At 42.0% G+C, this 19272-nt stretch carries 19 protein-coding genes and 1 riboswitch; of the genes, 5 read left to right on the forward strand and 14 right to left on the reverse strand.

Annotated elements, in window-relative coordinates:
• The first annotated feature begins 181 nt into the window (after positions 1-181).
• The gene (locus tag MKY15_RS06095; protein WP_067213572.1) at positions 182-1672 is read left to right on the forward strand and encodes a BCCT family transporter; all 1491 of its coding nucleotides are present in this window, start codon (positions 182-184) and stop codon (positions 1670-1672) included.
• Positions 1673-1712: 40 nt separating this feature from the next.
• On the opposite strand, the gene MKY15_RS06100 is transcribed toward MKY15_RS06095, so the two are convergent.
• From MKY15_RS06100 to MKY15_RS06110, 3 genes are read right to left on the reverse strand one after another with little or no spacing between them, the layout of a single operon-like run.
• Complete coding sequence (locus tag MKY15_RS06100) at positions 1713-2699, reverse strand: homoserine dehydrogenase (RefSeq protein ID WP_342539264.1); 987 nt, start codon at positions 2697-2699, stop codon at positions 1713-1715.
• The gene (locus tag MKY15_RS06105) at positions 2657-3523 is read right to left on the reverse strand and encodes a hypothetical protein (protein ID WP_342539265.1); all 867 of its coding nucleotides are present in this window, start codon (positions 3521-3523) and stop codon (positions 2657-2659) included. The genes MKY15_RS06100 and MKY15_RS06105 overlap by 43 nt, the downstream gene beginning before the upstream one ends.
• A gap of 31 nt (positions 3524-3554) precedes the next feature.
• Positions 3555-4844, reverse strand: coding sequence for an O-acetylhomoserine aminocarboxypropyltransferase/cysteine synthase family protein (locus MKY15_RS06110; protein ID WP_187046140.1), 1290 nt, complete (start codon positions 4842-4844; stop codon positions 3555-3557).
• Positions 4845-4969: 125 nt separating this feature from the next.
• Positions 4970-5085, reverse strand: a riboswitch (SAM riboswitch).
• Positions 5086-5230: 145 nt separating this feature from the next.
• Here MKY15_RS06110 and MKY15_RS06115 point away from each other — a divergent pair.
• On the forward strand, positions 5231-5866 hold the full coding sequence (locus MKY15_RS06115) for a glycerol-3-phosphate acyltransferase (protein WP_342539266.1): 636 nt from the start codon (positions 5231-5233) through the stop codon (positions 5864-5866).
• A 62-nt stretch (positions 5867-5928) separates the two neighbouring features.
• Here MKY15_RS06115 and MKY15_RS06120 read toward each other — a convergent pair whose 3' ends face one another.
• Both MKY15_RS06120 and MKY15_RS06125 read right to left on the reverse strand, forming a co-directional pair.
• Positions 5929-7287, reverse strand: a complete 1359-nt coding sequence (locus MKY15_RS06120; protein WP_067213577.1) for an aspartate aminotransferase family protein — start codon at positions 7285-7287, stop codon at positions 5929-5931.
• 40 nt (positions 7288-7327) lie between these two features.
• Positions 7328-8791: a CoA-acylating methylmalonate-semialdehyde dehydrogenase gene (locus MKY15_RS06125; protein ID WP_187046142.1), complete on the reverse strand. Its 1464-nt coding sequence runs from the start codon at positions 8789-8791 to the stop codon at positions 7328-7330.
• A 150-nt stretch (positions 8792-8941) separates the two neighbouring features.
• On the opposite strand from MKY15_RS06125, the gene MKY15_RS06130 reads away from it, so the two are divergent.
• Positions 8942-10564 (forward strand): PucR family transcriptional regulator, encoded by a 1623-nt coding sequence (locus MKY15_RS06130; RefSeq protein ID WP_067213579.1) that lies wholly within the window; start codon positions 8942-8944, stop codon positions 10562-10564.
• Positions 10565-10806: 242 nt separating this feature from the next.
• Positions 10807-12216 (forward strand): amino acid permease, encoded by a 1410-nt coding sequence (locus MKY15_RS06135; RefSeq protein WP_338654718.1) that lies wholly within the window; start codon positions 10807-10809, stop codon positions 12214-12216.
• 118 nt (positions 12217-12334) lie between these two features.
• Here MKY15_RS06135 and MKY15_RS06140 read toward each other — a convergent pair whose 3' ends face one another.
• The 8 genes from MKY15_RS06140 to MKY15_RS06175 form a co-directional block, all read right to left on the reverse strand.
• Positions 12335-13423, reverse strand: coding sequence for a P1 family peptidase (locus MKY15_RS06140; RefSeq protein ID WP_187046145.1), 1089 nt, complete (start codon positions 13421-13423; stop codon positions 12335-12337).
• A gap of 205 nt (positions 13424-13628) precedes the next feature.
• The gene (locus MKY15_RS06145) at positions 13629-14402 is read right to left on the reverse strand and encodes a sulfite exporter TauE/SafE family protein (protein WP_067213582.1); all 774 of its coding nucleotides are present in this window, start codon (positions 14400-14402) and stop codon (positions 13629-13631) included.
• Between the two features lie 63 nt (positions 14403-14465).
• The gene (locus MKY15_RS06150) at positions 14466-14693 is read right to left on the reverse strand and encodes a sulfurtransferase TusA family protein (RefSeq protein ID WP_067213583.1); all 228 of its coding nucleotides are present in this window, start codon (positions 14691-14693) and stop codon (positions 14466-14468) included.
• 28 nt (positions 14694-14721) lie between these two features.
• Positions 14722-15849 (reverse strand): MBL fold metallo-hydrolase, encoded by a 1128-nt coding sequence (locus tag MKY15_RS06155; RefSeq protein ID WP_342539267.1) that lies wholly within the window; start codon positions 15847-15849, stop codon positions 14722-14724.
• 33 nt (positions 15850-15882) lie between these two features.
• Positions 15883-16449 carry a sulfurtransferase TusA family protein gene (locus MKY15_RS06160; RefSeq protein WP_067213585.1) on the reverse strand — a complete coding sequence of 189 codons (567 nt, stop codon included), beginning with the start codon at positions 16447-16449 and terminating at the stop codon, positions 15883-15885.
• Positions 16450-16507: 58 nt separating this feature from the next.
• Entirely contained in the window at positions 16508-16804 is a 297-nt protein-coding gene (locus tag MKY15_RS06165) for a rhodanese-like domain-containing protein (RefSeq protein ID WP_187046147.1), read from the reverse strand.
• A gap of 34 nt (positions 16805-16838) precedes the next feature.
• Positions 16839-17261: a DsrE/DsrF/DrsH-like family protein gene (locus MKY15_RS06170; RefSeq protein ID WP_255428723.1), complete on the reverse strand. Its 423-nt coding sequence runs from the start codon at positions 17259-17261 to the stop codon at positions 16839-16841.
• A gap of 125 nt (positions 17262-17386) precedes the next feature.
• The gene (locus tag MKY15_RS06175) at positions 17387-17650 is read right to left on the reverse strand and encodes a metal-sensitive transcriptional regulator (protein WP_067213588.1); all 264 of its coding nucleotides are present in this window, start codon (positions 17648-17650) and stop codon (positions 17387-17389) included.
• Positions 17651-17937: 287 nt separating this feature from the next.
• Between MKY15_RS06175 and MKY15_RS06180 the strand changes: the two genes are divergently transcribed.
• Complete coding sequence (locus MKY15_RS06180) at positions 17938-18159, forward strand: DUF2187 family protein (protein WP_067213589.1); 222 nt, start codon at positions 17938-17940, stop codon at positions 18157-18159.
• A 62-nt stretch (positions 18160-18221) separates the two neighbouring features.
• Here MKY15_RS06180 and MKY15_RS06185 read toward each other — a convergent pair whose 3' ends face one another.
• Positions 18222-19229 carry a YeiH family protein gene (locus MKY15_RS06185; protein ID WP_067213590.1) on the reverse strand — a complete coding sequence of 336 codons (1008 nt, stop codon included), beginning with the start codon at positions 19227-19229 and terminating at the stop codon, positions 18222-18224.
• Positions 19230-19272: the final 43 nt, after the last annotated feature.

A 19272-nucleotide genomic window follows, 5' to 3' on the forward strand; every position in this document is an offset into this window, starting at 1 on the left:
CGGTTGAAAATCTACGGATTTTCAGCCGGTTTTGTTTTATTTAAGATAGGGTATCGTTCCGTTAAAGGTATGGAAATCGCTATAAGAGAAAATACTAAATACATCGATTGGTTGCTTTCAATATGCTTTGCTAGTATAGTAAGAAGCTGTTTCCAAATTACCAGCTCCACGAGGGGGAATTATGAAGAAAATTTCAAATGTCTTTTACATCACAATTGGTCTGATTATTTTGACCGTCGGATATGGCGCGTTTGCACCTGAAAGTTTTGAGGCTGTTACAACGAATGTCCGAAACTTTGTTGCGTCGTCTTTCGGTTGGTACTATATGCTGCTCATGTCATTTATGTTAGCGCTCAGTTTCTTTTTCATCGTCAGTCCATACGGAAAAATCCGGCTTGGAAAAGATACGGACCGTCCGCAGTTTTCAACAGTTACATGGGTTGCCATGCTGTTTTCCGCCGGGATGGGTATCGGCCTAGTCTTTTATGGTGCCGCTGAACCATTATCACACTTTGCAATCAGTCCTGCTTCGGAAGATCCAAATACGGATGCTGCTTTCAAAGAAGCCTTACGTCAATCTTTCTTTCACTGGGGGATTCACATATGGGCCATGTACGGAGTCATTGCGCTATCTTTAGCCTTCTTCCAGTTCCGCAAAGGGGAACCGGGATTAATTTCAGCAACATTGAAGCCGATATTCGGTGAAAAAATGGTTGGACCATGGGGTACTCTCGTCGATGTACTCGCCGTTTTCGCAACAGCATTCGGCGTTGCTACATCACTCGGCTTCGGCGCTGTTCAAATTAATGCAGGCCTAAACTACTTATTTGGTGTTGAGATCAATATCTTTTCACAATTTGTCATCATCGCAATCGTCACGGTCCTGTTCGTTGCATCTGCATGGTCAGGATTAAGTAAGGGCATAAAATATTTATCGAATACAAATTTAGTCCTTGCTCTTGCACTGCTTGGATTTATCGTCGTTCTTGGACCGACATTACTCATTTTCAATATGTTCACTGATTCATTTGGCGGCTACTTTTCAAACCTTGTCCAAATGAGTTTCGGTACAGCACCATTGGACTCTACCGACCGGAAATGGCTTGACGACTGGACAATATTCTACTGGGCATGGTGGATTTCATGGGCACCGTTTGTCAGTATGTTCATTGCCCGTGTTTCAAAAGGCCGTACAATCAGGGAGTTCATGATTGGCGTACTTGCTGCACCTACTTTGCTGGTTACATTCTGGTTCTCAGCGTTTGGAACGACAGCGATTGATATCCAGAAAAAAGGGCTTGTCGACTTGACGCAATCCAGTACAGAACTGACGATTTTCGAAATGTTCAATGTTATGCCAATGTCGTTCATGATATCAGTCTTCGCAATTTTATTGATTGTATCGTTCTTCGTTACTTCAGCCGATTCAGCAACATTTGTCCTTGGCATGCAGTCAACGAATGGTTCGTTGACACCGCCGAATAATGTGAAGCTCATTTGGGGCGTTATCCAATCGACAATTGCGCTCATTTTGCTATCTGTCAACGGCCTCACCGCTTTGCAAAACACGATCATCATCGCTGCATTGCCCTTCTCTTTCGTCATGCTGCTCATGGTTGTCGCGTTGCTCAAAGCGTTGAAAGCCGAATTAAAGTTGATGAAATTAAAATAATAACTAGAAAAAGCGATTCCATAAATGGAATCGCTTTTTCTTAACTATTAACAAGAACCTTTTCACGTTTTCCAATCATTTGAAGGAAGTCTCCGACCATTGCGCTTGCCGTTGGGTACATACCTGCACCCGGACCGACAAGTGTTAAGGCACCGAGATAGTCAGTTTCAACGATGATTGCGTTGTCCACACCTTCGACACCATATAGCGAATGATGAGTTCCGATAAGTACCGGGCCAACACTTCCGTGCAATGTCCCCTTTTCGTCAATCAAAATATCAGCGACATGCCGATAACGAAGCTTAGCCTTAGATGCATCCGCCACATCTTCAATAGTAATCTTGTCGATTCCAACAACCGAAACGTCTTGCCAATTTGGTTGCGTACCGAATGCAAGTGCACTCAAAATCATCAGTTTCCGAAAGGCATCTTTGCCACTTATATCGTCCGTCGGATCCGCTTCCGCATAGCCAAGCGTCTGTGCTTCGTGAAGCGCGGCTTTAAATGGAATTCCCTCTTCCCGCATCTTCGTTAAGATGAAGTTGGAAGTGCCATTCAAAATACCTCTAATTCGTAACACCCGGTCTGTCGGTAACAAGTTTGTCACCGTACGGATAATCGGTATGCCACCCGCCGTCGTTGCTTCATACCCAACGTAAACTCCACGGAACTCCGCATGTTTTAGTAACGCCGGACCATGTTTCGCAAACATGGTCTTATTCGCAGTTATTATATGAAAACCTTTTTCTATTGCATCCGAAAGAAACGTATAAGCGGGTTCTTCTCCAACAATCGCCTCAAATATGAGGTCAATGTCCGGATTTAACAGGATTTCTTGAATGTCATCCGTTATCTTCGTTCCAGGTGTCGCTAGACGTTCTTTCTCCTTATCCCGGACCAAAATGGAAACAATGTCGATTGTACAGCCCATTTCCCGCTTAATCTCTTCTTTCCTTTCATTCAAAATCCTATAAATCCCTTCACCTACAGTGCCGAAGCCAAGTAGAGCGACTTTGATTGACGCCATAACGCCACCTCCATGGACTGTTTGATGATGAGTCCCCATTTTTCAAATTCCGTTAAAAAACTTTCATAGCCATGTTTTGTATTGACCAAACAATATATAGAGTTTGGAATCATATAGGCGAACGTTCGAATTTCATCCGTCGGATACATCGGATCGTGTGTAAACGCAAACGCCACCACTTTTGCAGATATCAGGCGGGAAGCTAGTTCAACGCCTCCTCGACCACGGCCGATGTCATGCGTATTCATGGCACGGATTAAGGGGTAGAAGCTCTCCATGTCATTTCTGCTATTCCCAAAAGGAGATTCCATGTTCCCAATTTTAGTTGATTGTGGTGTCACCGCCATCGGGAAAAGAATATCCATACCCTCGGGATACATAATGCCCCATTCCAGTACACGCATGCCACCGAGCGAACCCCCGATGACCGCCCTTAATCGATTGACACCTAATACCGTCAGCGCTCTCCGTTCTGCATGCACCATATCTCGAATCGTTACTTCTGGAAATAAATTTCTATACAGCTCGCCTGTGTCCGGATTTACAGTTAACGGTCCTGTTGATCCGTCACTTCCGCCAAGTGCGTTAAAAGAGATAACGGATAATTCATTTGTATCGATACTTTTTCCTTTGCCGACAAGACCGCTCCACCAACCCGGATAGTCATCCGTTCCAACTGTCACGTGACTTCCTGTCAAGGCATGACAAACAAGTACATGGGGTGCATCCAACCTGCCCGTTCTTTCATAGGCAAGCTGTACATTTACCAAGACGACTCCTGATTCCAATACCAGATGCCCGATTTCCACTATCCCCGTCTCCACGATTGTCACGCCCTTTCTTGTCACCAAAAAATTATACTGTTACTGGTACCGCTAGTTCGATTGCTTGTGCAAGGTCTGCAATAATATCTTCCGCGGATTCAAGGCCCACCGATAGTCTAATCAATTCTTCAGTCACACCTGATTTTTTTAAGTCCTCAGGCCCAAGCTGCTGATGCGTCGTTGAAGCTGGATGGATAATTAGTGATTTTGCATCCCCAACATTCGCAACATGCGACCAGATTTTGACGTTATCAATCACGTTCCGGCCTGCATCCCGTCCACCTTTAATACCAAATACAATAATGGAACCGAAGCCGTTTTTCAAGTACTTTTTCGCAAGGTCATAAGATGGGTGATCTTCGTTGCCTGTATATGTTACCCATTCGACAGATGGATGTTTTTTCAAGAACTCCGCTACTTTAACGGCATTTTCATTATGTCTTGTCACACGCAAATGCAGTGTTTCAAGTCCTTGGAGGAAATTAAATGCACTATCTGGATCTAAGCAAGGTCCGAAGTCACGCAATAGTTGAACGCGTAGTTTAGTCGCAAATGCCGCCGCTGCTGTATCAATTCCGTAACGGAGACCATGATATGACGCATCAGGCTCTGTGAAGCCAGGAAACCTCCCTTGCGTCCAGTCAAATGTACCCGCATCAACAGCAACTCCACCGATCGTGGTACCGTGTCCGCCAATCCATTTTGTAGCGGAATGGATGACAACATCCGCACCAAATTCGATAGGATTCGAACCATATGGCGAAGCAAATGTACTATCAATAAGAAGCGGTAGTCCGTTTTCATGCGCAATGTCCGCAACCGCTTCAATATCGAGTACATGAAGACTCGGGTTACCGATTGTTTCTGCGAATATTGCTTTTGTTTTATCTGTAATTGCTGCACGGAAGTTTTCAGGATCTGTTGCATCGACAAACTTTACATTAATACCGTAGCGCGGAAGTGTAGCGGCGAATAAATTATAAGTACCGCCATATAAGTTGCTTGCTGCGACAATTTCATCTCCAGCACCAGCTACGTTCAAGATAGAGAAAGCGATAGCTGCCATACCTGAGGAGAATGCAACTGCCGCCGTACCACCTTCAAGAAGCGCAATACGCTCTTCAAAAACTGCAACAGTTGGATTTGTAATTCGTGTATAGATGTTGCCTGCTTCTTGTAGTGCAAATAGTTTTTGAGCATGTTCTGTATCACGGAATACAAAAGATGAGGTTCTATGAATTGGAACTGCGCGTGAACCTGTTACAGGATCCGGTTTTTGTCCACCGTGCAGAAGAAGTGTTTCGGGTTGAAGTTTTGTCATCGTCATTACCTCCAGAGTTTTTTTAGATGGATGTGATTGTAATGGGCGGAGACGTTAGGGGTATTTTTGGAATGAAAAATAACCCCCTTCGCTTAAGAAGAGGGTTACGCTTTCGCTTATTCCTCCCCTTATCTTTCAGACCGTTCGCACGAATCTGTAGGAAGTAGCACCTTTGCAAGTTAGTCACTTGCTGGTTGCCGGGCATCGCAGGGCCTATTCCCTCCGCCGCTCTTGATAAGAGTTTGTGATATTCAGTTTTCCATCTTGTGACATAGTATAGTAGATATCTCAATACTTTGTCAATAGTTTACCGAATAATATTTCTGAAACTTGTGTCTATGTGGAATGTTACACTTAGACTACCGTTATTTTAGGAGGAACTTGATATGTGGTTATGGATTGTAGGCGTGCTCTTATGGGGATATGCAGTTGGTTGCCTGCATGGATCAGTTGTTGCGCAGAAAATATCCGGCGTTAACTTGAAAGAAACCGGTGTGAAAAATGCCGGTGCCTCGAATGCGACCATTGTTCTCGGGAAGAAGTTCGGCGCATTAGTTGCAGTAATCGATATCAGTAAAGGTGCAGGAGCTGTCTTACTTGTGCACTATTTCGCAGAAAACGCAGGATTTTCAGAAGCCTTTTTGGCTTTACTTTTATTTCTTACAGCCGCCGCAGCCGTTATTGGGCATAACTTTCCATTTTATATGAACTTTAACGGTGGAAAAGGAACAGCGACAATAATTGGTGTACTGCTTGCAATCGACTGGCAGATCGGTCTCATTGGTTTTGCATTATTTGTCGTCGTAGCGCTAGTAACAGACTTTCTCGTGTTTGGTGTGCTGATGCTCTACGTCACGCTCATCGCGATGGCAGTATTGGCAGACGGATACTGGCCAGTCGTAATAGCAACTTTGTTATTTGCAATCGCCATTTGGAAACATCTCGAGAATTTTCAGCGTATGAAAGAGCGTAGCGAGAAGCGCGTTTCAATGGTCTTCAGAAAAAATAAAACCAAAAACTGAGGACCCCTATAATTGGAGGTTCTCCGTTTTTGGTTTAGCAAGATTAAAAATCTCATCCTAACTCATGCATTTTCATTGAACACTTTCTTCATAACCGCAATAATAAAGTCCACGTCTTCATCGGTACAAGACAGCGGTGGGCTTAGCGCTAGAATATTGTTATAGCCAGCAACTGTATCGCCGTTCCTTCCAATAATAAGTCCATTCGCCTTACATTCGCCAATGATTTTCGCAACACGGGCGTTTGCAGCAGGTTCTTTCGTTTCTTTGTTCTCTACAAGTTCAATGCCTAACAAGAATCCGAGCCCGCGAATATCGCCAACAAAAGGATGATCCAATAAGCAAGCCAACTCTTTTAGAAGGCGCTCGCCAAGCTCAGCCGACCGTTCAACAAGATTTTCTCTCTCAATGATTTCAAGATTCTTCAACGCGACTGCACAAGCCGCAGGATTCCCGCCAAATGTATTAACATGGCGGAAATGACTGTTATCTTCTCCTGTATCGAACTTTTCATAAATATCTTTTCGAATAGCCGTAACCGAAAGTGGCAAGTAAGCGCTCGTTAGTCCCTTTGCCATCGTAATAATGTCCGGTTTCAACTTAAAATGCTGATGACCAAAGTCTTTCCCAGTTCTGCCGAATCCACAAATGACTTCATCAACAATTAGCAGTACACCGTGGCGTGTACAGATTTCCTGAACCTTTTCCAAGTAGATTGGATGTGGGATGAGTATACCGCCTCCTGTAATAAGCGGTTCCATAATAATCCCAGCGATTGTTTCCTTCTGTTCCCAAATGATTTTCTCTTCAAACTCTTGGGCACGTTGTATGTTGTACTCCTCAATTGACTGTCCCGCAGGTCTGCGGTAATTGTCCGGAGGGGCGATGTGCAAGAACCCCGGTGCAAGTGCCTCATACTTGTATTTCCGCAGTGCTTGCCCTGTTGCTGCCAGTGCCCCCATGGAGCTCCCATGATACGCACGATAGCGGGAAATGAATTTGTAGCGTGACGGTTCCCCATTTTGCTGATGGTATTGACGCGCAAGTTTAAACGCTACTTCGTTCGCATCGGATCCGCTGTTTGAGTAAAATATTTTATAGTCACCACCAAGCATTTCATTCAACTTTTCTGCAAGCAGAATAGCAGGCTCATGACTTTGGGTCATCGGTGCATAGGCCATCTTTTTCATCTGATCATAGGCAGCTTGAGCTAGCTCCTCACGACCATAACCGACATTCACACACCATAGTCCAGACATTCCATCTAGATAACGATTGCCATTATGATCTGTAATCCAAGCTCCTTCCCCACTCTCCACTACCATTGGTGGGTTCTTTTCATTATAGGAAGAAATATGGTGCCAAACGTTCTCCCGGTCCTTTTCAACTAATGACCCTGTAGTCTCTTTTGCTGTAGTCATCTTCTCTACCCCCTCCTAATTTCACGATTAATTTCTAGTATTAGTGACGCGCAGTCAACATTTTCTTCCGTGTGTAAAACTCAATTCCGTCGCGACCATTCGCATGCAAGTCACCATAGAATGATTTTTTATAACCAGAAAACGGGAAGAACGCCATCGGAGCTGGAACACCAAGATTCACACCAAGCATCCCCGCATCAATTTCTTCTCTAAACTTCCGGATTGCACTTGCACTATCTGTAAATAAACAAGCCCCGTTTGCAAACTCTGATTTATTCGCAAGTTCGATTGCTTCATCCAATGTATCCACTCTTACAATAGATAGCACAGGAGCAAAAATCTCTTCTTTCCAAATTTTCATTTCCTGAGTGACATTATCAAAAATTGTCGGACCGACGAAATAACCGCCTTCGGAAGTAGACTTGTCTTCACGGCCATCCCGTAATAGTTTGGCGCCTTCCTCAATACCTGATTCGATGTAACCCAGTGTCTTGTCTTTATGTGAATTCCTAATAACAGGTCCAAGGAAAATCCCTTCTTCTAGTCCATTACCAATCGTCAGTTTATTCGACTCGTCTACTAATCTCTCGACAAGTTCATCTGCAATATCACCAACTGCAACGACAACCGCACAAGCCATACATCTTTCTCCAGCGGATCCGAAAGCTGCGTTAATAATATTTGTGATCGTCAAATCCATATCCGCGTCCGGCATAACGATTGTATGGTTTTTCGCGCCCGCTAATGCTTGGACACGCTTACCATTTGAAGTTCCTGTTTTATACACATACTCAGCAACCGGCTGTGAACCTACGAACGACACGGCCGGAATATCTGGATGATTGAGAATGCCATTTACGACTTCATGCGCACCATGGACGATATTGAAAACACCGTCAGGCAGACCCGCTTCATGCAATAATTCTGCAAGACGGTTCGCCAAAAGTGGCGTACGCTCTGATGGTTTTAGGATGAATGTATTTCCACTAGCGATTGCAAGTGGGAACATCCAGCAAGGGACCATCATCGGAAAGTTGAACGGTGTAATTCCACCAATTACGCCTATTGGATAACGATACATACCCGATTCAATGTTCGTTGCGATATCAGGAAGCTGATACCCCATCATTAACGTCGGGGCTCCTGCAGCAAATTCAACACACTCAATCCCGCGCTGTACTTCGCCATACGCTTCAGCATAGTTTTTACCGTTTTCAATCGTAATGATTTTCGCTAGTGCTTCCCAGTTCTCTATTAACAATTGCTGGTATTTAAATAAGATCCTTGACCGTTGAGGAACAGCAACCTTCTTCCACTTCGCAAATGCTGTTTTCGCCGCCTCTACCGCTTTATTCAAATCTTCAAGTGTGGAGATAGGAACTTCGGCCAATATTTCTCCTGTCGCTGGATTTGGTACCTCTTCATATTTATCTGTTGTTGATTTTACCCATTGTCCATTGATGAAGTTTGTAAGCGTCTTCTTTTCTACCTGCGTTAAAATCATTTTCATTCCCCCGTTCTATTGTTCTTGCTACTTTACGCTATCTTCGCTAGACTTCATATTATACTTTACAAATAATTTAGATTACTTTCAATTTACACTTTGTCTAATCATTAGGCGATTATTTTAACGTTATGGAGGTCTACACCTATAATGAATACCTTAAAACTTACTGTCCGCGATGTTCTTTCACGAAGCTCATTCAAACACGCCAAAGTCGTTGCAGGAAAAGAAGGATTGGACCGTCAAGTAAAATGGTCTCATGTATTAGAGGTAAAAGAATTCGATGCCTTAATAAATGGAGGAGAGATGATTCTTACGACAGGCGTTGGCTTACAACTCGATCTTCCAAGCCAGCTAATGTATGTATCGAGGCTGATAGAAAAAGATGTGGCATGTATATGTATAGAAGTAGGACCTTACTTTAAGCTAATTCCACCTGAAATTATTGAACTCGCAGACAAACACGCATTTCCATTCATCGTCTTCGAAAAAACTGTGAAATTTGTCGATATAACTCAAGACCTTCATACATTTATCATTAATCAACATCATCAGATGCTTTCACAACTCGATATCTTATCAAGGAAATTCATTACACTTTCTCTTGCACCCAACGGTATTTTAAAAATCCTACAAGAACTAAATCAATTTTTCCGACATAATATCCTGTTCATTAGTGATGATACGAAGCCTTATTACTATCCGTCTGAGATCAAAGAGTTGGAAATAACCATCCGAGTCCATCTTGAAAGATCCCCATCGATCAATACAGGACAGAAATTCCTCATGCTGAAGGATCAGAAATTTGCACAAATGCCTGTTAGTGGGCTAGGACAAATTTGGGGGTATCTATTCCTCGAGGTGACAGAACAACTGTCGGATGAATTTCCATTTCTCATATTAGACCGCGCTGCACTTGCAATCGCTCAAATTTTGTTACGTAACCGAACAATAGAAGAGCGCAAACAGAATAACGAAGATGAATTCGTTCGGAATTTATTGAGCGGCAGATCCTTTGAACAGGAAGACCTTCATGCCTATTTGCCCTCCAAAAGCCGCAATACATACTTCAGAGTGTTCATCATACAAATGAAGACATTCGAAACGAATCTTGGTGAAGAAGAATGGGAAGAGATTAAACTGCAACGCTCGATGATGATACGGTCACTCTTTAAACGTAATGGGTTCTTCCCCGCAGTTGCATCCAGCAAAAGTGAGATTGTCATCATTGCATCCTTCATCGCTGCAGATCACTTGATAGATGAGACTAATCGTTTTTCTCAAATTATTGAACATATTGTTAACATAAAAGACAACACTTTCATTGACGGAACCAGATGTACATTTGGAGTAAGTACAGTCTACAAAGAAATTACGGATGCAAAAAAAGGATACAAAGAAGCTGAAGATGTTTTAAAAATGCGCGAGTCTGGCATTACAAAATCATATTTCTATGAAGACTTAGGCATTTATAGGCTTCTTCTATTAGTGGAGAACAACGGTTACCTTGAAACATATGTCCAAGATTACTTATCAACAGTTTTCGACTACGATCTGAAGATGGAAAGCAACCTCTTTGAAACACTTTGTGTTTATCTCGAATGCGGTGGATCGAAAAAAGAGACTGCAGACCGTCTTTTCATAGTTAGACAAACACTGTACCACCGTCTTGAAAAGTTGGAATTACTTCTAGGCGAAGACTTTATGGAGCCATCTAAGCGTCTAGCGCTTGAGGGTGCTATCATGACCTCTCGATTGTTAGGTAATAAGTAAGTTAAACCGGTTGCGCTACTAAACGCAAACCGGTTTTCATGTTCAATGACCGGACCAAAATAGTGCAGCAAGTCCTTATTTTACACTCCGTAAAATTTAAATTCATTTCATCTTACAACTTGTCTACAAATTTTCAGATTTATTTCTGTATGATTGACTTAACAACTTAAAAGAATATTATAACAAATGATTGGAAACGCTTACATCTAAAAAATTCACTATTTACACAAGGGGGAATGTATATGTCTAATCAACAGGGACAGTTAAATCCAGATTTAAAGATCCGACACATTAGTATGATTTCAATTGCAGGTGTTATCGGAGCAGGTTTGTTTATCGGAAGTGGAGCAGTTATTAATGCGTCTGGACCAGGTGCGATTCTATCCTACGCTTTTGCAGGAACAATTGTCGTCTTGGTTATGCGCATGCTTGGTGAAATGGCGGCCGCCCATCCGACAAGCGGATCCTTCTCTACATATGCAACCGAGTCGATTGGACCATGGGCAGGTTTTACAATCGGATGGTTATATTGGTTCTTCTGGGTTGTCGTTATAGCAATTGAAGCAATTGCCGGTGCTGCTATTATGCAATACTGGATTCCAGAATTCCCACTTTGGTTAATGGCATTAATCTTAACCATTTTGTTAACACTGACAAATCTTTTTTCAGTAAAATCTTTCGGGGAATTTGAATATTGGTTTTCACTCATAAAAGTTGTAAGTATTGGTTTATTCCTTGTCCTCGGTCTTTGCGTGATTTTCGGATGGTATCCAGGTGTTGTTGCACCTGGAACAGTAAACCTCTTAGGGACAGGTGGATTCATGCCAACAGGATTCGGTTCCGTCTTGTTAGGAATTACAGTAGTCATTTTCTCATTCATGGGTACCGAGATTGTTACGATTGCTGCTGGCGAATCAGATCATCCGGCGAAAGCGGTCCGAATTGCGACAAACAGTGTCATTTGGCGGATTCTTATCTTCTATATCGGTTCTATTGCGATCGTGGTCACTTTGTTGCCATGGAACTCTGCAAATCTGCTGGTCAGTCCATTTGTTGCCGTTCTCGATTATATCGGAATACCTGCTGCAGCCCAGATCATGAACTTTGTTGTATTAACGGCGGTTCTCTCTTGTTTAAATTCAGCATTATATGCCAACTCACGCATGTTATTTGGAATGGCACAGAAAGGCGAAGCGCCAAAAGCCTTTTTAAAATTGAGTAAGAAGGGCGTTCCTGTTCGAGCAATCTTATTCAGCACGGTTTTTTCCTATATAGCGGTCATATTCAGTTACGTATCACCCGATAAACTATTTTTATTTCTCATCAATTCATCAGGGGCTGTCGCACTTTTAGTGTATCTTGTCATCGCCTTCACACATCTAAGAATGCGCAGAAGATTAGAACGTGAAAACCCTGAAGCACTTCAAATTAGAATGTGGTTGTTCCCTTATCTAACGTATGCGACTATTTTCGTTATTACAGGAATCTTTATCGCAATGCTCGTCATTGAATCGTTACGTGTGCAGGCAGTACTTACCTTGCTCATTGCTGGGTTAACCATCGCTTGTTATTTCATCTTTGTTCGAAAGAAAGAAGGTATCAAGGAATTGAAGAAGGGAATTATACAAGCTTCTTCAAGAACGCTTCGCTAATAAATCTAAAAGCCCGGTATCGCCCATTCCATGAGCGATACCGGATGTTTTTATTCCGCTACATACCTATCCATTTCTTAATTGCTAAGCCAACGCATTCATCTTCATTTATTATTTATTAACGATTATATTTCTTCATCACTTCCATCAGTCGTTCATGATCAATAGCTTCAACTACTTTCCCGCTTGGTTTAAGAGCGGACATACTTTCCGCTGCAATCATAGCGTTAATAATCGCCTCATCAATCGCATGACAAGCTTGCTCATAAATCGGGTCAAACTGTTGATCATTTGTGACTTTCATAGTTAGGATTGGGTCTTCCTTTTGATGAATAGACATTTCATTTGCGGTTGAAAATGCAAGAAATATATCACCGGAATCATTTCCCCCCGGACTACCACTCCGTCCAATCCCAATGGATGCACGTTTCGCAAGTCTTTTTAGTTGATGAGGTAACATTGGAATATCAGTCCCGATAATTACAATGATTGAGCCCATTTCCTTTGTGTGTACTATATTCTCAGTCAAGTGTTCTCCAACTGGGACACCTGAAACTTTTAGCCATTCCCTTTTACCGTAGTTTGCTTGCACAAGTACTCCGATGTGGTATTCCTCTCCATCGATATCTAGTTTACGAGAAGAAGTACCCGTTCCCCCTTTAAACCCGTAACAAATCATCCCAGTTCCTCCGCCAACATTGCCCTCCTTCAATTCGCCTGATTGGGCAGATTGTATTGCAGCCAAAACATGCTCTTCTTTAACATGAAGCCCATTAATATCATTTAAAACACCGTCATATGTTTCAGCAACGACAGGCATAGCCCATAAATGTTCATTTAAGAATTGATCTTGATAATTATCTATCATCCATTTGACTACCGCCTGGTGGACAGTACCAACTGAATGCGTATTTGTAATACATATCGGGCTTAAAAAGTATCCGCCGTCGTTTATCCAATGTGTACCTGTCATTTCACCATTGCCATTAAACGAAAATGTTCCAGCCCAGATCGGCTTCATTTCATTTTGTTTACCACGTGGCAATATGGCAGTTACTCCGGTGCGAATTGGACCCTTACCCACCTCTAATGGACCTTCCCCTTCAATGATTGTTGAATACCCAACGGTAACCCCTGGAACGTCAGTAATTGCGTTATGTAATCCCGTTTCTCCTTCAAATTTCAACCCTAAATCTCGTGCTCGCATCTAAGTCACCCCTTAAATTATATTATTTAAGCCCTTTTTAAAAAATATCGCTATCACATTCACTATACTTCATTTTTTTCAATACTCATTAAACAAATGGTGCATGTAAATACTTGAATCCCTTACATATTGTCCACCTTGTATCCAATTACAAATAAAATCCGTTATCGCCTACGTAATGAGTGATAACGGATTTTATTACTTGCTAAAAGTCCAACCATATTTTAATAGCAGTTCCTAAAATAAGAAGTGCCAATAACCATTGAAGTACTTTCGTGTTCATTTTTTGACCAATTTTCGCCCCAATGGGTGCCGCTATAATACTTGCAACAATCATAACCATCGCAGGACCGTACAGCACTTGATCCGTTGTGATCTTACCTATTGTCGAGCCGATTGAGGATATAAATGTAATCGCAAGAGAAGTTGCAATCGTCATTCGCGTAGGTATCTTCAAAACAACTAACATGATTGGTACAAGAATAAAGGCTCCTGCAGCCCCTACAATTCCTGCCGCAATACCAACAATGAACGCTAACAACGTTGCTAGCCACTTATTGAATGTAACTTTATCAACAGGAATGTCATCCAGTCCTTTTTTCGGAATGAACATCATAATCGCAGCGATTGTTGCCAATATACCGTAGACCAGGTTGATAGCACCTTCAGATAACAAATTCGAGCCGTATCCTCCAATAAAACTACCTACTAAAATACTCGAGCCCATGTAAAGAACCAACGTTTTATTAATATAACCGCTTTTACGGTACGCCCATACACCTGAAATTGTTGCGAAAAAGACCTGAATTGCACTTATTCCGGATACTTCGTGAGCGGTGAAGACTGCAACACCAAGTAGGGGCGGGATATACAACAACATCGGATATTTTATAATTGATCCGCCTATACCAACCATTCCTGAAATAAAGGAACCAACAAATCCAATTAAAAATATTGTCACAATAAACGCGAAATCCACCACTTTTTCCTCCTTTCAAAAGGAGAAAGGGCATCTACTATGCAGACACCCTTCCGTTTCAAATTAACCTTTTCGGATCCAAAACGTAAATACGCCAGCCTCTTCTGTATGCTTCACTAAGTCATGCCCACCGGATTTCGACCATGCAGCTAAATCAGCGACGGAACCCTTATCTGTCGCAAGAATCTCCAACACTTCACCCGTTTCCATTTCCTTCATGACTTTCCTTGCACGTACAACCGGCATTGGACAAGCCAACCCTTTAGCGTCTAATACTTTGTTTGATTCCATCACTAATCTCTCCTTAGTTTTCAATAAATTATCTAACCGCACAACGATTTGGTCCGATTTCCATTTCACGCTGGGTTTCTTCATCAGGTGATATTTTCCCCATATTTGTTTCACGTATTTGCTGGTAGGCATTCGGTTGTGGAGGTAAATTCCCAGTCACCATGTCCCTGAATTCCGCTTCGTCTTGAATATTCAAACCGTGATTTTCAGCAAATAATGTACCAAGTTTCTCAGATACACTACCGTCCCTATTCAATTCTTCTATGATCATGAAGTGCGCTGGGAGTACAATCAGTTCCTCTGACAATTCTTTATAACGTTTGTACAATGACTCTCGTAAATCGCCAACCCAATCTTCAGCTAAACCAGCAAGGTCAGGTCGTCCGATTGAATCGATGAATAGGATATCTCCAGAAAGTAAATACGTATCGTCCACTATGAATGATGTAGATCCAATTGTATGTCCAGGTGTATAAAGAGGTTGAATGGCAATCGTCGTATCACCGATTATAATCGTTCGCCCCTCTTCTAATGACTCATAGGCAAACGTTACTTCACTAGCGTCTTTTGGAGGCAACCAGTACGTTCCATTGACGGCTTCTGCAATTTTGCGTCCCCCGGAAATATGATCTGCATGGAGATGTGTATCTAAAATATGCGTAATTTTAACATCCAACGTTTTCGCGAAATCAAGAAATACATCAGTCATTCGTGTCGCATCGACAGTTGCCGCTTCTCCATTTGAAACGATCATGTATGACAAACAACCTTTGCCAATTCGTACGAACTGATACAGCTCTCCGCCGTCTTTCAAGTCACCAATTTTCACTGGCTCCAAATGTTCACTCCAGGCCTTCATGCCACCTTGTAAGTAATGAACTGCACGCCCTTCTTCCGCAATCATTTCCGCAATCATAATGGAAGATCCTTCTTTCGCGCAGACAACGACGATATCTTGACCCGCAGGAAGCTGATGCAGGATTTCTTCAACCCCATCGAGTAAATCGAAATAAGGGATATTAAGATACTGAATGTTCTCTCCTTCAATTTTCCAATCCACAAATGCATCTTCATTACGAACGTCTAGAATGAAAAAGGGTTCTTGATTCACTACTTTTTTCGCTATTGTACTTGCAGTCATTAGTTGAACTGTCATTTGTATACCCCCCCTAGTAATTTCATTTATTAATTACACAATCTTTTCTGTTGGTCCATTCCATTCACTCATGCCAGGCACAACGTTTTTCACTTTTAAAAATCCGGCTTCAGCAAGTTTCTGAGAAGCTACATCACTACGGCTACCTGTACGGCATACGACGTAAATTTCCGCTTCTTTATCAAGATTCCCGAGTTCACTTTCAAGGTCCCCAAGCGGCAAAGACTTAGCCCCTGGAATATGATTGAATGCATATTCTGCCGATTCACGAACATCGAGCACAAGTACTTCACGGTTCTCCTCTAAAACAGCTTGTAGTTGTTCATTCAACACAATATGCGGATGTTTTTTCTCAACTTGTTCTTCTCCACTCGACTTACGTACATAATGCGTCAGAATTCCTGCATCTTCAGTCGTGCCTAAGTAGTCATGCCCGGAACCCTCAGCCCATGCTTTTAAATCCGCCGTAGATCCTTTATCAGTTGCCTGTACTTCCAACACATTTCCTGGTTCCATTTCTTTCATGATCTTTCTCGTTTTGACGATTGGCATTGGACAAGCCAGCCCCTTTGCATCGAGTACGAAATCCGTTTCTATCATGTCATCTTCTCCTTCTACCAATGCCCGTATGGGTATCTTTAAATGTAAAAAAATAATGTTATTCCACTGGACCTTCCCAGTCATTCATACCGCCAACCATGTTTACCACTTTAAAACCGTGCGCCTCAAGCAATTGCACCGCTCTTCCACTACGTCCACCTGAGCGGCATACCATTGTGTACTCAATATCTTTATCCAATTCATGCATACGGAATTCCAATAATCCGAGCGGAATATGAATTGCTTGTGCTATTTTCCTTTCTTTCACTTCATCTACTTCACGCACGTCAATTAGGTGAATCGTTTTGTTCATTTTTAACTTTTCTTGAATCTCTAATGGTGTAATTTCAATCATCTAAAACCCTCCCGCTTTTTGTATTGAATTAAATTTAAATAAACAAGTTTACATTGCCTTCCTGAGCATCTCCGAGATAAGCAGCAACTCCACCGTACTGAATACCATCCATCAATTCTTTCTGCTGCAAACCAAGAAGATCCATCGTCATCGTACAAGCAACAAGCTTTATATCTTGTTCTTCAGCTAGTTCAATCAGTTGCGGAAGTGTCATCGCATTGTGCTTTTTAATAACATGTTTAATCATTTTAGGACCCATTCCAGCAAAGTTCATTTTGGAAATACCCATCTTATCTGCACCTCGCGGCATCATTTTGCCAAATACTTTTTCTAGCAAGCCTTTTTTTACTGGGACTAGTTCTTCTTTTCGTAGTGCATTCAATCCCCAAAATGTATGAAAAATCGTTACTTGGTGATCATAAGCTGCAGCACCATTTGCAATGATGTATGCCGCCATTGCTTTATCATAATCTCCACTGAATAATACAATGGTAGTTCTTTTCGTCTCAGACAATCAAATCTTCCTTTCTAGTGGTACCCCATGGGGTATGATATGCGTTAAAAAGAAAAGAGTCCACTGTTTCATCGACTCTTTACTAGTAGTTCTACTGCTTCTTTTACAATATCCTCTTGTGTTCTTGGATCGCTGTCATCCATTTGTTGTATACATTCAATTAGATTGGAGCTGACAATAACGCCAATCGTTCTATCTATAGCTGAACGTGAGGCTGACAATTGTGTAATTACTTCTTTACAGTCTTTATTGTCATCCATCATTTTTAAAATCCCTTTGATTTGACCCTCAATTCGTTTTAACCTGTTTTTTACTTTGTCATCGTATTCCATACCTATCACTTCCTTTTATTTAAGCTATATCCACACATTATACCCCTACAGGTATAATGTCAACCCCTTTGCTTTTATTAAGATAAAAGTTTCTGAACTTAAGCATAGCTATTAAAGTCTGCATTCCTGCAAATTTCGTTGAAATATGGTATACTAATAGTAGACAGCATGTGTGTTATCGTTTACGATTAGTTGTTTTCCATCTTCATCTACTTGTTGCTGCGGGTTTCCCCGAAGCACTCTTTAATTAGATGGCAAGATGAGAATGGATAATAGGGGGAATTCGAATGGCTTTTCCACGTAGGGAAAAAGAAGTGTCGGATTTTGTCGCAGCGCGCAAAATCGATGAAGAAATTTCATTTGTCCGTAATGAACATGAAGTAAATGGTACTATTTTTAAAATACTTGAGAATTCCGTCATCGTTGAAATCTCATCGAAGGACGCCGAACTTATTGGCGCCGCGTCAAATCTGACTGTTGTTTCACATAAGAATTACTCAATTGTTTAATAAATATAAGAAAAAGGCATCTGCTTCAATAGCGATGCCTTTTTTCTATGCCTCTATATTGTTTAAAATACAAAACGTGCATACATATAACCGACAAGTACAAGAATAACCGTTCCTCCTAGTCCTGCAACAAATGGCTTCATCCCCGCACTACGGAATGCCTCGAACTTCACATTCAGACCTAACCCAGCCATTGACATCGCCATTAATAGATAAGCGAGTGTGACAAATACTGATGCGACCGCTTCCGGTACAATCCCCGTGGTATACAGCGCACTCACTGCAAGGAAACCGAAAATGAACCATGGAATTGGAAGTGTCTTCAATTTGAATTTTTCTGCCGACTGTTTATTCTTCCGTGACATCCAGATTCCTACTCCTCCTGCAACAAAGACGAGTAACATGACACGAGTCAATTTCACGACAAGCGCAAAATCAAGTGCTTCAGTCCCCCCAACATCCCCTGCTGCAACAACATGTGCAATCTCATGAAGTGTCCCACCTGCAAACATGCCAAATGCCTCACTTGAAAGTTCTAACACTGGATATACTAAAGTATAGACAAATGTGAATAACGTTCCAAGAATAGCGATGATGGCAACACTAATTGCGGTCTGCTCGGGTTTTGCCTTTACTTGTGAAGCCACTGCAACAATGGCAGCTGCACCGCAGATCCCAGTTCCGCAAGCAGTTAGAAAACTGATTGTTTTATCAGCCCCAATTGCACGAGCTATACCGTATACAGCTCCAATACCGATTAGAACACTGCCCACTGCCCATAAAAATGCTGGCCATCCTGCAGATGCAATATCGCCCAGATTCAATCGCATGCCGAGAAGGATAATACCAGCACGCAATAATTTTTTTGACGCGAACTCAATACCACCTTCCCACTCTGCGCGAACAGGAAAAAACGTATTCCATAACATTCCGATTAGTATTGCAAAAACAAGTGGACCAATTAACGAAATATAAGGGAGTAGTGTTGCCAATTTTGCGATGACTGCGATGAAAAACGTCAGTCCAATTCCAAGCCAGAATCCTTTTTTCATAGCCATACCTTCTTCCATTTCTTTAAGTATAATCTCATCTTATCGATCAGTAAAATGAGGA

The organism is Sporosarcina sp. FSL K6-1540 (genome assembly GCF_038620285.1).
In the GTDB taxonomy this organism is placed as follows: domain Bacteria; phylum Bacillota; class Bacilli; order Bacillales_A; family Planococcaceae; genus Sporosarcina; species Sporosarcina psychrophila.

What these genes read in the sequence shown, in the direction of transcription:
- MKY15_RS06095 (WP_067213572.1), top strand. Translation starts at nt 182, where the DNA reads ATGAAGAAAATTTCAAATGTCTTTTACATCACAATTGGTCTGATTATT.
- MKY15_RS06100 (WP_342539264.1), bottom strand. Translation starts at nt 2,699, where the DNA reads ATGGCGTCAATCAAAGTCGCTCTACTTGGCTTCGGCACTGTAGGTGAA.
- MKY15_RS06110 (WP_187046140.1), bottom strand. Translation starts at nt 4,844, where the DNA reads ATGACAAAACTTCAACCCGAAACACTTCTTCTGCACGGTGGACAAAAA.
- MKY15_RS06115 (WP_342539266.1), top strand. Translation starts at nt 5,231, where the DNA reads ATGTGGTTATGGATTGTAGGCGTGCTCTTATGGGGATATGCAGTTGGT.
- MKY15_RS06120 (WP_067213577.1), bottom strand. Translation starts at nt 7,287, where the DNA reads ATGACTACAGCAAAAGAGACTACAGGGTCATTAGTTGAAAAGGACCGG.
- MKY15_RS06125 (WP_187046142.1), bottom strand. Translation starts at nt 8,791, where the DNA reads ATGATTTTAACGCAGGTAGAAAAGAAGACGCTTACAAACTTCATCAAT.
- MKY15_RS06130 (WP_067213579.1), top strand. Translation starts at nt 8,942, where the DNA reads ATGAATACCTTAAAACTTACTGTCCGCGATGTTCTTTCACGAAGCTCA.
- MKY15_RS06135 (WP_338654718.1), top strand. Translation starts at nt 10,807, where the DNA reads ATGTCTAATCAACAGGGACAGTTAAATCCAGATTTAAAGATCCGACAC.
- MKY15_RS06140 (WP_187046145.1), bottom strand. Translation starts at nt 13,423, where the DNA reads ATGCGAGCACGAGATTTAGGGTTGAAATTTGAAGGAGAAACGGGATTA.
- MKY15_RS06150 (WP_067213583.1), bottom strand. Translation starts at nt 14,693, where the DNA reads ATGGAATCAAACAAAGTATTAGACGCTAAAGGGTTGGCTTGTCCAATG.
- MKY15_RS06155 (WP_342539267.1), bottom strand. Translation starts at nt 15,849, where the DNA reads ATGACAGTTCAACTAATGACTGCAAGTACAATAGCGAAAAAAGTAGTG.
- MKY15_RS06160 (WP_067213585.1), bottom strand. Translation starts at nt 16,449, where the DNA reads ATGATAGAAACGGATTTCGTACTCGATGCAAAGGGGCTGGCTTGTCCA.
- MKY15_RS06165 (WP_187046147.1), bottom strand. Translation starts at nt 16,804, where the DNA reads ATGATTGAAATTACACCATTAGAGATTCAAGAAAAGTTAAAAATGAAC.
- MKY15_RS06170 (WP_255428723.1), bottom strand. Translation starts at nt 17,261, where the DNA reads ATGGCGGCATACATCATTGCAAATGGTGCTGCAGCTTATGATCACCAA.
- MKY15_RS06175 (WP_067213588.1), bottom strand. Translation starts at nt 17,650, where the DNA reads ATGGAATACGATGACAAAGTAAAAAACAGGTTAAAACGAATTGAGGGT.
- MKY15_RS06180 (WP_067213589.1), top strand. Translation starts at nt 17,938, where the DNA reads ATGGCTTTTCCACGTAGGGAAAAAGAAGTGTCGGATTTTGTCGCAGCG.
- MKY15_RS06185 (WP_067213590.1), bottom strand. Translation starts at nt 19,229, where the DNA reads ATGGAAGAAGGTATGGCTATGAAAAAAGGATTCTGGCTTGGAATTGGA.